Origin of the sequence: Streptomyces sp. NPDC048479, from assembly GCF_040651435.1 — a bacterium.
Classification (GTDB): domain Bacteria; phylum Actinomycetota; class Actinomycetes; order Streptomycetales; family Streptomycetaceae; genus Streptomyces.
In genome coordinates this window covers 78,242-90,607 of record NZ_JBEZKA010000015.1, presented here as the reverse complement: position 1 = coordinate 90,607, position 12,366 = coordinate 78,242, and the positions used below count along the sequence as shown (strand labels likewise).

11 protein-coding genes and 1 riboswitch are annotated in these 12,366 nt (G+C 68.9%); of the genes, 1 reads left to right on the top strand and 10 read right to left on the bottom strand.

Annotated features, from left to right (window positions below; all coding sequences use genetic code 11):
* Positions 1–36: 36 nt before the first annotated feature.
* The 3 genes from hypF to AB0D12_RS23260 are packed head-to-tail and all read right to left on the bottom strand — an operon-like array spanning position 37 to position 3,605.
* Positions 37–2,445: a carbamoyltransferase HypF gene (gene hypF / locus AB0D12_RS23270; RefSeq protein ID WP_362686009.1), complete on the bottom strand. Its 2,409-nt coding sequence runs from the start codon at positions 2,443–2,445 to the stop codon at positions 37–39.
* Positions 2,442–3,206 (bottom strand): hydrogenase nickel incorporation protein HypB, encoded by a 765-nt coding sequence (hypB, locus tag AB0D12_RS23265; RefSeq protein ID WP_362686006.1) that lies wholly within the window; start codon positions 3,204–3,206, stop codon positions 2,442–2,444. Before hypB ends, hypF begins: the two co-directional genes overlap by 4 nt.
* A 3-nt stretch (positions 3,207–3,209) precedes the next feature.
* Positions 3,210–3,605 carry a hydrogenase maturation nickel metallochaperone HypA gene (locus AB0D12_RS23260; protein WP_327327862.1) on the bottom strand — a complete coding sequence of 132 codons (396 nt, stop codon included), beginning with the start codon at positions 3,603–3,605 and terminating at the stop codon, positions 3,210–3,212.
* Between the two features lie 650 nt (positions 3,606–4,255).
* Positions 4,256–4,444, top strand: a riboswitch (cyclic di-AMP (ydaO/yuaA leader).
* 4 nt (positions 4,445–4,448) lie between these two features.
* On the opposite strand from AB0D12_RS23260, the gene AB0D12_RS23255 reads away from it, so the two are divergent.
* Positions 4,449–5,255 carry a transglycosylase SLT domain-containing protein gene (locus AB0D12_RS23255; protein WP_362686003.1) on the top strand — a complete coding sequence of 269 codons (807 nt, stop codon included), beginning with the start codon at positions 4,449–4,451 and terminating at the stop codon, positions 5,253–5,255.
* 146 nt (positions 5,256–5,401) lie between these two features.
* Here the strand turns inward: AB0D12_RS23255 and AB0D12_RS23250 are convergent, their stop codons facing one another.
* From AB0D12_RS23250 to AB0D12_RS23220, 7 genes are all read right to left on the bottom strand, one after another.
* Entirely contained in the window at positions 5,402–5,950 is a 549-nt protein-coding gene (locus AB0D12_RS23250; protein ID WP_362686000.1) for a hydrogenase maturation protease, read from the bottom strand.
* A complete protein-coding gene (locus AB0D12_RS23245; protein WP_362685993.1) occupies positions 5,947–7,392 on the bottom strand; it encodes a hypothetical protein in 1,446 nt (481 codons plus the stop codon). The genes AB0D12_RS23250 and AB0D12_RS23245 overlap by 4 nt, the downstream gene beginning before the upstream one ends.
* On the bottom strand, positions 7,389–8,087 hold the full coding sequence (locus AB0D12_RS23240) for a DUF6084 family protein (RefSeq protein WP_362685990.1): 699 nt from the start codon (positions 8,085–8,087) through the stop codon (positions 7,389–7,391). The genes AB0D12_RS23245 and AB0D12_RS23240 overlap by 4 nt, the downstream gene beginning before the upstream one ends.
* Positions 8,084–8,752 carry a DUF5947 family protein gene (locus AB0D12_RS23235; RefSeq protein WP_362685988.1) on the bottom strand — a complete coding sequence of 223 codons (669 nt, stop codon included), beginning with the start codon at positions 8,750–8,752 and terminating at the stop codon, positions 8,084–8,086. The genes AB0D12_RS23240 and AB0D12_RS23235 overlap by 4 nt, the downstream gene beginning before the upstream one ends.
* A complete protein-coding gene (locus tag AB0D12_RS23230; protein WP_362685985.1) occupies positions 8,749–9,363 on the bottom strand; it encodes a hypothetical protein in 615 nt (204 codons plus the stop codon). Before AB0D12_RS23230 ends, AB0D12_RS23235 begins: the two co-directional genes overlap by 4 nt.
* Positions 9,360–11,144: a nickel-dependent hydrogenase large subunit gene (locus AB0D12_RS23225; protein ID WP_362685982.1), complete on the bottom strand. Its 1,785-nt coding sequence runs from the start codon at positions 11,142–11,144 to the stop codon at positions 9,360–9,362. Before AB0D12_RS23225 ends, AB0D12_RS23230 begins: the two co-directional genes overlap by 4 nt.
* A 78-nt stretch (positions 11,145–11,222) precedes the next feature.
* On the bottom strand, positions 11,223–12,311 hold the full coding sequence (locus AB0D12_RS23220) for a hydrogenase expression protein HypE (RefSeq protein ID WP_362685979.1): 1,089 nt from the start codon (positions 12,309–12,311) through the stop codon (positions 11,223–11,225).
* Between the last annotated feature and the right edge of the window lie 55 nt (positions 12,312–12,366).

Sequence of the window (12,366 nt, the reverse complement as noted above, 5' to 3'; positions counted from 1 at the left end):
GGGTGTTTCGTCGCCCGGACTCCCCGGGGCACGTCGTCAGTTGCCGCCTGCGCGCAGGGCCACGGCGGTATGTGCGGCCACCATCAGTTGACCGAGCGCCAGCCCCCCGTCGTTCGGCGGGACTTGGTGGTGGCGCAGGACGGTGAAGCCGTCCTCGCGAAGCGTCCGTGCGCACGCCGATGAGAGCAGAGTGTTGGCGAAGACACCGCCGGTCAGGGCTACGGTGTCCAGTCCGCGCTCGTCTCGCGCCATGACGCAGATCTTGTGTACGAGATCGGCGACGGCCCGGAGGAAGCGCGCGGCGACAAGGGCTGGAGGTGTGCCCGCCCGTACGTCGTCGACGACGGCTGCCAGAACGGGTGCAGGGTCGGCGGCCACCGCAGCCCGGCCATCATCCGGAGGCCGCACGGCGAACGCGTAGCCGACGACGTCCTCGGCCGCCGCCGTGAGCGCGGCCGCCTCCAGCTCAATGGCTGCCTGGGCTTCGTATCCGGACTGATGGCAGACGCCCGCGAGCGAGGAGACGGCATCGAAGAGCCGCCCCATGCTGGACGTAGGCACACAGTTCAGGTTCCGCTCCAACTGGTGTTCCAGCACCCGGAGTTCGTCGGGAGGGCAGGCGACAGTACAGGGAAGGTCCTGGGACCAGGCGATCCCGGCTGCGCGCAGATGTGCGAGTGCCATTCGGTACGGCCGGCGCACCGCGGCGTCGCCGCCCGGCAGGGAGACATAGGCGACGTGTCCGAAGCGGCTGAACCCGTGGTAGTCCGCCAGCAAGAACTCCCCACCCCACACCGCCCCGTCGTCACCGTAGCCAGTGCCGTCGAACGCGACCCCGATCACGGGGCGGCTCCCGTCCAGTCCGTGCTCCGCCATCGCGGCGGCGACGTGGGCGTGATGGTGCTGGACCCGCACGACGGGCCGACCGGCCGCGTGCCGGGTGGCCCACTGTCCGGAGCGATAGCCGGGATGCCGGTCGGCCGCCAACAGCTCAGGGTTCACCCCGGTGATCGACTCCAACTGCGTTTCGGCGCGCTCGAACGCCTGCTGTGTGGCGAGGTCGTCCATGTCCCCGATATGAGCCGACAGCCAGGCCCTGTGCCCTTCCGCGAGACAGAACGCGTTCTTGAGGTCGCCCCCGACAGCGAGAGCCGCCGGCACGGGTAGGGGCAGTACCACGGGCAAGGGGGCGTAGCCACGAGCGCGGCGGATCGTCAGCGGCTCCCCGTCGCACACCCGCACCACGGAGTCGTCGCACGGCACGTGGATCCCGCGGTCGTGCGTGAGCCAGGCGTCTGCCAGGTGCGCCAGCCGGGTCAGTGCGTCGGTGTCTTCGGTGACGATCGGCTCCCCCGCCACATTCCCGCTGGTCATCACGAGCAGACACGGCCCGTCGGCATCGCCGGGCAGGCCGAGAAGCAGATGGTGCAGAGGTGTGTAGGCAAGCATCACGCCGAGATCGGGACTGCCGGGGGCGACCTCCTCCGAGGGCCCCGGCCCCGGCAGTCCCGGCAGCACAGCGTCAGGCCGACGGCGCAGCAGGACGATGGGCCTGACGCCGCCCGTCAGCAGACTTCGCTCCTGGGAGCCCAGGTGCACAAGGTGCTCGATGTCGGCGATGCTCCTGGCCATCAGGGCGAACGGTTTGTTCCCCCGGGCCTTGCGGTGGCGCAACGTGGCCACGGCCCGGGAGTTGGAGGCGTCGCAAGCGAGGTGGTAGCCGCCGAGGCCCTTCACGGCGAGGATCGCGCCTTGGGACAGGAGCCTGCGGGCCTCGGTGATGGGGTCCTCGGCGGATACGGTCCGAGGCGAATCTTCCGTATTCGCTTGCGCCACGAGCAGACGCAGGCGGGGGCCGCAGGCGTGGCAGGCGACCGGCTGCGCATGAAAGCGGCGGTCGGCCGGATCGGCGTACTCCCGGGCACAGTCGGCGCACATCGGGAAGTCGGCCATGGTCGTGTGGTCCCGGTCGTACGGAAGACCGCGGACGATCGTGAAGCGGGGGCCGCAGTGCGTGCAGGTGATGAAGGGGTGGCGGTGACGCCGGTCGGCCGGATCGGCCAGTTCCGCGAGGCAGGCCGCGCAGGTCGCCATGTCCGGCGACACCAGGGTGCGCGCGGGTCCGCCCATGGTGGATGCGGCGATGGTGAACCCCTCACCCCCGGTGGTGGGGACCTCCTGATGGTCGACGGACTCCACCCGCGCGAGAGGCGGCGCGTCCGCGGAGATGCGGGCACAGAAGAGAGCAACGTCAGCGGGTGGCCCTTCGACTTCCGCGACAACGCCCTCACCGGTGTTGGTCACATGGCCGACCAGGTCGAGCCCGGTGGCGAGTGTGTACAGGAAGGGCCGGAACCCGACGCCTTGAACCACGCCCCGGACAGTGACCCGCCTGCGCTGCACCGCCTCCTCCGCGACGGCGGCGGCCGGCTGCCGACCGCTCACGAGCCGGACTGCGCCATGGCGCCGGAGGCCGGCGTAGGGGTATGCGTACCGTGTTCGTGGTGATGGAGATGCTCCTGACGGGCCATGACGGGCGAGTGGACCGGCCCGCCGTCCGCTGCCGCCGTCGCCCGGTCCAGCAACGCCCCGACGCCGTCGCCCCGACGCGCGGACGTCAGCAGCACTTCCACCCCGGGGTTGACCTGCGCGACGTTCGCCCGGAACGCCGCCTCGTCGAACTCGACCGCCTCTGCGATATCGGTCTTGGTCACCACCACCAGGTGCGCCAGACCGAAGGCGGTGGGGTACTTCAGCGGCTTGTCCTCCCCCTCCGTCACGGAGGCGAGCACGACCCGCAAGGACTCACCGAGGTCGTACGAGGCCGGACAGACCAGGTTGCCGACGTTCTCCACGAACAGCAGCCGGGTGTCCTCGGACAGCCATCCGTCCAGGTGCCGGCTCAGCATCCCGGCCTCCAGATGGCACAGACCGTCGGTCAGCACCTGCTTGACCGGAACTCCTGAACGAGCCAGGCGCACAGCGTCGTTCTCGGTGGCGAGGTCGGCGGTCAGGGCCGCGACCCGTACTCCCCGCTCCCGTGCCAGCAGCAGCTCGCCCTCCAGCAGAGCGGTCTTCCCACTGCCGGGGCTGGACAGCAGATTGACGATCGTGGTGCCGCGGGCGGCAAGTTCGGCGCGCAGCGTGTGCGCGGTCGCATCGTTCTTGGCGAGGACCGCCTGTTGCAGATCGACCACACGGCACATGCTTCAGCACTCCTCGAAAATGGGTTCACGGGCCCGTTCGTGCTCCTGGCCGTCCTCCCAGTGCACGCTGACGATCTGCAGCTCGCGGCCCGAGAGCAGCTCGGCGGTCGCCTCTCCGCACATCGGACAGCACAGTTGCGGCGGCATTCCGACCGCCCATTCATCCGCGCACGGTTCGCAGCGGGCACGACCCGGCACGGAGTCCGCGACCAGCTCGGCACCTTCCAGAACGGTCCCGGCACAGGCCAGTTCGAAGCAGAAGGAGAGAGCGTCGGGGACCACACCGGCCAACTCGCCGACCTGGAGGCGTACGGACGTCACCGCGGTGACGCCGCCTGCTTCGGCCGCCGCCTGCTCCACCTGGCCGACGACAGCCAACGCGATGGACATCTCGTGCATCGCTCTCCGTCCTGGCACTGGCCGACCGCCGTCGAACGCTCTGGGCCCGGTGGGCGTCGCCCGCCCGCGCAAGCTGAGCGCTGGGGCCGTTCGGCACCATTACAGGCCGGGACCCGGTGGCCGGGAGCCCGGCACGCCGACGCCACCCGGCCGCGTACACCATTCGGGGCAGCGGCGGAAGCCGTGCCGGTCTCGAGGTGTACGTCGCCACAGAACAGCCCGGCCGAGGGGTGGCTCCGATTACCACCTAAACGGACAGAACGTACCTATAGGGCACCAATGCACGTATAAGTCGAATGCAGGGATTGAATACGCACCCCGGGAGCGCAATCCCGCCTCGGAGTGTCCGGAATGGGCGTTTGCTCGACATTGCTCCCGACATCCATTTTGCGGGAAATCACGCGACTTGTCGTGTATTTTCGCGGCGCCGTGGGGCAGACCGTCCCGCATCGAAGCTCGTGATATGGGTCACGTCCGTGACGCTGCGCGAAGGGCGCCGGCCTGGCTCAGTCCCGTGCCCCAGAAAGAAAGTTGAGTTTCCCGCCCTCGGTGGATCACCGGATTTTTCGCGGCAGAATCCGCCGCGTGGATTGCAGTGGTGAATTCAGGGCTTGTTCCATCCAGCCCTTTTCGCTTACGGTCACCGCAATCCGGACGGAACGCCGAATCCTGCCGCCGTCCGGCAAAACCCACCCACTTACGTACGGCAGGAGCGGGGGACCCAGGTAAGCCGCCGATCCGGAATCCGGAACGGCTCGGGGTGAAGTCGCATTCCTACTGCGGCCGGGCATCTCCAGCCCGAACCCGACAGCTGACCTCGCAGGCGACGGAGAGGAACTCGCCATGCCCGCAAAGGGTAAGCATCGCCGTCCCAAGTCCAGCCCGATCACTCGGGGTTTCGTCGCTGCGGGTGCGGGAGGTGCCGCACTCGTCCTGCCGGTGATCGGCGCGACCACTGCCGGCGCGGCGCAGCCGACGGCGCATCCCTTCACAGCTGAAAAGGCTGTGGCGCCGACCGTCGCGGGCACCACACCCGTCGCCGCGAAGAAGGCCCTGCCCACCACCTATTCCGTCGTTGTGGGCGACTCCCTTTCCAAGATCGCACGGGCGCACTCCCTGAGCGGCGGCTGGATGCAGCTGTACAAGGACAACCGGCGGGCAATCGGTAGCAACCCTTCGCTGATTCACGCGGGTCTCAAGCTGTCGGTCGGCAAAAAGGCCAAGGTGACCCCCAACACGTCTTCTCCGGACGAGCGGGCCAGCCGCTCCGCGCAGAGGAGCACGCTGGCCACCAATAGCGCCGCCACCGCCGCGAAGCCCGCGACCTATGCGAACAACCTCGACGGCTGGATCAGGGAGTCGCTCGACGTCATGGCCAAGCACGGCATCCCCGGCTCGTACAACGGCATCCACCGGAACATCATGCGCGAGTCCTCGGGCAACCCGCTGGCCATCAACAACTGGGACTCCAACGCCGTGAAGGGAACCCCGTCCAAGGGGCTCCTCCAGGTCATCGACCCGACGTTCCGTGCCTATCACGTGCCCGGCACGTCGATGGACAGCTACGACCCGGTCGCCAACATCACCGCCGCGTGCAACTACGCCGCCGCCAAGTACGGCTCGATCGACAATGTGAACGGCGCCTACTGACGCAGTCGCCTCAGTCGCGTCACATCCTGCGGATGCGCAGATAGCGCATGAGGTCCGGCAGGGCCAGCCTGACGACGGCGGCCAGCGCAGTCGCGGCAGTAGCGGCGGCCGCGCCACCGATGATCGTCTTCTTCATGCTCTTCTCCTCACTTCGCAGCCTCGCCGACCGCAGCCGGTGGCGCGGACGATTCCTGCTCGCCGTCCCGCAGCAAGCCCATGATCAGCCGTACGGCCTCCGGCACCGCGGCGGCCACGGCCGGACTGAGACCGATGCCTTCCTCCACACCGGCGGGTTCGCATCCCACTACCAGGATGCGCCGCGGCGGCCGCGCGCCGGTCCCGGCGCAGAGGGTCTCCAGGAGAGCCAGGACCGCGTCGGGGGACATCCGGTGACCGTCCAGCAGCGCGTTCCGGGGCTCGATGCCGCACGCGCCGTCGGCTTCGATCAGATACACCGTGCCGGGTTCGCCGCCGCGCGCCGTGGCATCGACCAGGACGAGCGTGTCGTAGCCGTCGAGAAGCTGATACGCCAGGTGTACGCCCCGTACGCCGATGTCCACGACCTCGGCGTGCTCCGGCAGCTGTTCCGCGGCCAGCCTGCGCACGGTCTCGACGCCGAAGCCATCGTCGCCGAGGAAGATGTTTCCGACCCCGGCGACCAGAATCCGGTCGCTGTTCCGCTCAGGACGTGTCATGCGTCCTCCAGGGGGGCGACCTCGTCGGGCTGGAAGTACAGGAAGCGGCCCTGCTCGCGGCGGATGTCGGCTCCTGGATCGCCCTCGACGGTCACTGCCAGATGCACTGCCCCGTCCACGTCGTGCAGCACCGCCTCGACCCTGGCGCTGCGGCCGTGCAGGAACAGGTCCTGTGCGTCGGTGCGCCGCAGGCCGGGGCGCAGCAGCACGCGGCTCCCGGCCCCCAGCGACCGGCCGTCCACGACGACCCGGTCGCGGGCCGGGTCGAAGCCGGAGTCGCTCGCCGGGTCCCACCACGGGGTGCCCGGCGCCTCCACGCCGTATTCGTCGGTGAACCCGCGACAGTCGGGCGGCGGGGGTGCGTCAGCGTCCGACGCGTCGGGGCCGGTCACCTCCCGTAGCGCACGCACCGCACCGTGCAGGCGCTCAAGGACTTCAGGGGGCATCGAGTCGGCCAGGTCGATCACCGCGCCGGCCCGCTCGTCGGTGCCACGAGCCTCGCGCTTCTCCTCGTCGGTGAGGGCTGCGGTGCGCAGCGCGAGGATCTCGTCGATCTCGGTGGCGTCGTAGAGAGCCCCTGGGCTCTCCGGGGCGATGGCGGGGTGGTCCTCCAGGATGATCGGGGAAGACAGCACCAGGTCCGCGCGGCCGGGTTCGCCGGCGAGGACCGGCCAGGTGTGCAGGTTGCGGCAGGACGCGATCGCGCCCTTGGCCCACTCGGGCGGATCCGTCATCGACAGGAACGACCCGGCGCTGAGGCCCATCAGCAGATGCGCGGCCACCAGCGAGCGGGGCAGCGCCGCGTCACGGTCGGCCGTGCCGTCCGGCGGGCTCCAGCTGCTGGTGTTCTCCACGACAGCGGTCAGGCGCATCACCCGGTAGGGACCGTCGAGGTCACGTGCGGACAGCCGCACGGCGCCACTGATCTCCTCGCATCGGCGAATCAGCCGGCCCACTGTCCGGCCGGTCGCGTCCAGGACGGGCTCGGTCTCTTCGCGGGCAGGGCGGGTGAAGGGAACGGTGACACCGTCTCCTGCCAGCTCCTCCACGTCTGCGAGGACCTCGACACGCTCCTCGACGCCCTCGTCCCAGGGCACCAGGACGCGATCCTCGAGGTGGAGTTCGGGCACCGTCTCGAACCCGCCGTCCTGCCGGGCCTGTTGCACGGTCCTGCGCCGGGCGTGCAGGAAACGCACCTCGACCGCCAGCGTCGCGCCCGCCTTCGGTTCCATCAGACATTCGGTGTGCTGGAAGTCGTGCTCCTCGCACTCGGAGCCCCAGGCGGGCGGCACGAGGACTCCGAACTGCCAGCGCAGCCGGTTCTTGGCCGCCGAAGCACGGTACGGGTAGAGCACATAGCCCTCGAAGAGCACCGCGTCGGCCACCTGTCGGGCGACGGCGAACCGGGCTTCCGTCGCCGGTGCGAAGGCAGTTGTCGTCAACGTGCCGTCCTTCCGGTAGCGCGTGGCAGCAGCGCTCGGTCCAGGGCGTGGACCGGCTGGGGGTCCGGCGTGCCGGCCTCGGCCAGCAGGGCCCGGACGGCCGCCTCCCAGGAGGGATGTGCCCGCCGCGAACGGAATGCGAGCAGCGCGTCCATGGTGTCGCGCGGCAGCCGGATCCAGCCGCAGCCGGGGAAGTGCTGCTCGACCATCTCCTGCCACACCTTTACCGGCATCCGGAAGGCCGCCTCCCGGTCCCACGGCACGGGCTCGACGCGGAAGCCGCCTGGCCCGGTGAATGCCGTTCCGGAGAACAGCATGAGCAGCGGCACCTCGCCCGCCTCGAGGGCGTTGAAATACCGGGTGGCGGCGACGTCCATGTCGTATGTGCAGGGGACGGCGAGGTCGGTTTCCGTCTCTCCCGTGAAGCTGGGAACCATGTGCGAGACCTGGGCGAACTGAACCGGCTGGAGCGTGCTGCCCCAGCGTGAGCGCTCTCCGAAGAGGTCGGCCAGCCCGTCGGCCTCCGTGGGAGCGTAGCCGCGGCGCGCGGGTTCGATACGGATCTGGCAGCGCAGGGCCAGGGCGTGCACGCGGGCGTTGTCGGACGCGGTGATGCGCAGCCTGAAGACGAGTGTCGGACCGGCGGCGTACTGGTCGGCCCGTACGCCCGTACACGTGAAGGCGAACTCCGTCATGGCCGGTCCGCCCCCTGCACCACTTGGGCGCGGCCGCCGACATGTGCGAAGAAGGCCTCCAGATCGGCCCGGGCCTCGGCTCCGCCGTCAAAGCCCTGCCACAACAGGCGCATGCGGCCCACCAGTTCGTAACAGATGTCGATCGGGACGAGGTAGCACTCGGCCCGGCCTTCCACACGGCGCAACAGGAGTGCCTCCACGTCGGGTTCGAGAAGCGCGGCCAGCCGGCTGCCGCCCAGCACGGCCTGCCATGCCGACGGGTCCAGTTCACTCTCGGTCGCGCCGGCGGGACTCGGGTACAGCGCGACCAGGCGGTCGAGCGCCGCGTTACGGAAGAAGAAGGCGACGCCAACCGGGATCTGCAGAACTTCCCACGCGCTGTCGTCCAGGCGGTGGTCCGGGTCGGCCAGATAGCGGTCCGGCACCGCCCGGAAGCGGCCGCCCGCGGCACCGGGCCGCTCGAACAGGAGGGAACACGGGACGCAGGCGCAGGCAAGTGCGCGTTTCTCCGTGTCCACCAGGTGGCGGTGTCTGTTGTCGGCCACCGCCACTCCGCACAGTTCGCAGCGCTCCTGCCGGGGTGGCCGCTCGGTCAGAAACCGTCGCAGGCCGCGCAGTTCAGCGGCAGGCCCAGCAGTCTGCGGCCGAAGCTGGGGCGCGCTCACCGCGTCTTCGCCGTGGCCGGTCCGGGCGCCGTACGGGACGTGGGAGCCTTCCCGATCTGGAGCAGCGCCGGCTCCCGGGCGGTGGCGCCCGCCTCCACTTCCACAGCCGTCACCTCAGGCGCGAAGCAGGTGAGAGCGTCCTCGACTGCCTGCTGTGCCGACGCGGCTGTGCCGGCGCAGCCGCAGCCCGCACCACCGGCAGACCGCAGGCGCAGCGTTGCGGAGGAGTCGTCGAACCCCGCCACCTCCCAGGCATGGTCACCGGCCGCGTCCAGAGCACGCGCGATGCGCGTGGCGGTGTCCTCGGGGTGCAGGTCGTGCAGGACCAGCAGGCTCGAGACCAGTTCGTCTCCGAGCAGGCCGGCCAGGGGACTGCCCGGGGATTTGCCGGCGGCGGGGGCATCGAGCAGCCGGACGATCCGGGCCAGACCGGCGCCGTAGAAGTCCATCAGGACCCTGACCAGTTCCTCGGCCCCGGCACACGCCGATTCGTCGCCGGTGGCGGCCAGTCGGTCGAGGACTTCTTCCACGCGCCGTCCTGCCTGCTCCGCGTTCATGACCCGGTTGGCAGCATCGGCCGGCGGGGCGGCGGTGTGGGCTGCCGCGCTCATCCGGAAAGGCCGCTCAGGCCGGTGGGCACGTGCATCGACTTCACGGTCTTTCCGCCGCCGACGTACATGTGAACGCCGCAGGGCAGGCAGGGGTCGAAGCTGCGCACCGTGCGCATGATGTCGATGCCCTTGAAGTTCTCCGGGGAGTTCTCCTCGAAGATCGGCGTGTTCTGCACGGCGTCCTCGTACGGGCCGGGCGTGCCGTAGGAGTCGCGAGTGCTGGCGTTCCACGGAGTCGGCGGGTACGGATGGTAGTTCGCGATCTTCCCGTCCCGGATGACCATGTGGTGGGAGAGGACACCGCGTACGGCCTCGGTGAAGCCGCAGCCGATGGACTGGTCAGGCACCTCGAACTTCTCCCAGGTCTGGGTGCGGCCGGCACGCACTTCGTTCAGGCCCTTCTCGGCGCAGTGCAGGGCGATGGCCGCGGCGTAGGCCTGGAAGTAGGTGCGGGCACGGTTTCGTTCCAGCGCGTTGCTCCAGCGCGGGATCTTCCACTCGAAGGTGGTCTCGGGCTTGGTCATCGTGCGCGGCAGGTTGATGACGACGCTGTTGCCGGTGGCCTTGACATAGCCGACGTCGACGAGCCCGGACAGCGCCGTGGACCACAGGCGGGCGAGGGGGCCACCGCCGGTGTCCAGCGGCAGGTAGTCCTTGCCGTCGAACCAGCGGGGGGACATCACCCAGCTGTACTTGTCGTTGAAGTCCCGCTTCTGAGGGGCCGGGATGGTGTGCTGGTTCCACGGGTGGCGCGGGTCGACGGGGTTGCCGAGCGGGTCGTGGGTGACGAACTGCTCCTGGCCCTGCCAGTCGTCGTAGTACGAGCTGCCCAGCAGGATGCGGATGCCGAGGTTGATCTCGGTGAGGTCGTTGGTGACGAGCTTGCCGTCGACGATGACGCCGGGGGTGACGAACATCTTCCGTCCCCAGTCGGTCATATTGGCGTAGGTGAAGTCGCAGTACTCGGGGTCGTTGAGGGCGCCCCAGCAGCCGAGCAGCACCCGTCGGCGGCCGACTTCCTCGTACCCGGGCAGAGCCTCGTAGAAGAAGTCGAACAGGTCGTCGTGCAGGGGGACGACTCGCTTCATGAACTCCACGTAGCGCATGAGGCGGCTGAGATAGTCCGTGAAGAGCTGAACGGAGGCAATCGTGCCGACTCCACCGGGGTAGAGCGTGGAGGGGTGCACATGGCGGCCCTCCATGAGGCAGAACATCTCCCGGGTGTAGCGGCTCACCTGGAGGGCTTCCCGGTAGAACTCGCCTTCGATGGGGTTGAGCGACCGCATGATGTCGGCGATGGTGCGGTAGCCGTGGTCCCCGGCGTGCGGAGCCTCGGTGCGCTCGGCGAGCTCGAGGACGCCGGGGTTGGTCTCGCGGACCATCTTTTCGCAGTAGTCGACCCCGACCAGGTTCTCCTGAAAGATGTTGTGGTCGAACATGTACTCGGCGGACTCGCCGAGGTTGATGATCCACTCAGCGAGGTGCGGAGGCTTCACCCCGTAGGCCATGTTCTGGGTGTACACCGAACACGTGGCGTGGTTGTCGCCGCAGATCCCGCAGATACGGCTGGTGATGAAGTGCGCGTCCCGGGGGTCCTTGCCGCGCATGAAGACGCTGTAGCCACGGAAGACCGACGAGGTGCTGTAGCACTCCGCGACCCGCTTCTGCTTGAAGTCGATCTTTGTGTGGATGCCCAGACTGCCCACGATCCGGGTGATCGGATCCCAGGCCATTTCCACCAGGCCACTGCCGTCGCCGGCCGCCTTCGTCGTCGGTGCCATCGTGAGTGCCGTGCCCTTCTTCAAGCTATAGGTGGGTCGCGCGGTGAGGCGTGTGCAGGTACTTCGGTTCAGCGGGGTTCACCAGGGCGGCCGGTAGCCGGTGGTCAGCTGCTGTCCCGTGTGGCGCCACTTCGGCTCCTTGTCCACGGTCCTGGCCGTGATGGTCCGCAGCTTGCGGATCACCGCGCCGTACGCTCCGCTGGCGGTGCTGGACACCTTGGCGCCGGGCGGTTCGTCCATGAACGGCATGAACTTGTCCGGGAACCCCGGCATGGTGCAGGCGATGCAGATGCCTCCGACGTTCGGACAGCCGCCGATTCCGTTCATCCAGCCCCGCTTGGGCACGTTGCACTTGACGACGGGGCCCCAGCAGCCGAGCTTGACAAGGCACTTGGGCGAGTCGTAGGTGTCGGCGAACTGTCCCTGTTCGTAGTAGCCCGCGCGATCGCACCCCTCGTGCACGGTGGCGCCGAACAACCACGTCGGTCGGAGTTTGTCGTCCAGCGGGATCATCGGAGCGGCGCCCGCCGCCTGGTAGAGCAGATAGGTCAGGGTCTCCGAGAAGTTGTCGGGCTGGATCGGACAGCCGGGCACGCACACGATCGGGATGCCGGCCTTGGACGTCCAGTCCCAGCCCAGGTAGTCCGGCACACCCATCGCACCGGTCGGGTTGCCCGCCATGGCGTGGATCCCGCCATAGGTGGCACACGTTCCGATCGCGACAACAGCCAGCGCCTTGGGCGCGAGCCGGTCGATCCATTCACTGGTGGTGATCGGCTGGCCGGTTTCGGGATTGTCGCCGAAGCCGCACCAGTAGCCTTCCTGCTTGATCGACTCGTTGGGGACGGATCCCTCGATCACCAGGACGAAGGGGTCGATCTCACCGCGCTCGCCCTTGAAGAACCATTCGATGAACGTGTCCGCGCCCCCGACCGGTCCACATTCGAAGTCGATCAGGGGCCAGTGCACAGCGATCTTGGGCAGGCCGGGCAGCACGCCGAGCACGATCTCCTCGATACTGGGCTGCATCGCCGCCGTCAGGGCTACCGAGTCACCGTCGCAGCTCAGCCCGGCATTGATCCAGAGGATATGGATCGGGGGTGCGTCGTCGGCGGGTGCCCCGGCGGCGTCCGCGTCCTGGGCCGCGGTCGACGTGGCTGCATTCATCAGCGTGCCTCCTTGGGGAGGTATGTCATGAAATTCGGCATTTTGACCTCAGCCT

Bases quoted from the DNA above. Each gene is read 5' to 3' on its own strand.
- hypB (WP_362686006.1), bottom strand. From the start codon at position 3,206: ATGTGCCGTGTGGTCGATCTGCAACAGGCGGTCCTCGCCAAGAACGAT.
- AB0D12_RS23260 (WP_327327862.1), bottom strand. From the start codon at position 3,605: ATGCACGAGATGTCCATCGCGTTGGCTGTCGTCGGCCAGGTGGAGCAG.
- AB0D12_RS23255 (WP_362686003.1), top strand. From the start codon at position 4,449: ATGCCCGCAAAGGGTAAGCATCGCCGTCCCAAGTCCAGCCCGATCACT.
- AB0D12_RS23250 (WP_362686000.1), bottom strand. From the start codon at position 5,950: ATGACACGTCCTGAGCGGAACAGCGACCGGATTCTGGTCGCCGGGGTC.
- AB0D12_RS23240 (WP_362685990.1), bottom strand. From the start codon at position 8,087: ATGACGGAGTTCGCCTTCACGTGTACGGGCGTACGGGCCGACCAGTAC.
- AB0D12_RS23230 (WP_362685985.1), bottom strand. From the start codon at position 9,363: ATGAGCGCGGCAGCCCACACCGCCGCCCCGCCGGCCGATGCTGCCAAC.
- AB0D12_RS23225 (WP_362685982.1), bottom strand. From the start codon at position 11,144: ATGGCACCGACGACGAAGGCGGCCGGCGACGGCAGTGGCCTGGTGGAA.
- AB0D12_RS23220 (WP_362685979.1), bottom strand. From the start codon at position 12,311: ATGAATGCAGCCACGTCGACCGCGGCCCAGGACGCGGACGCCGCCGGG.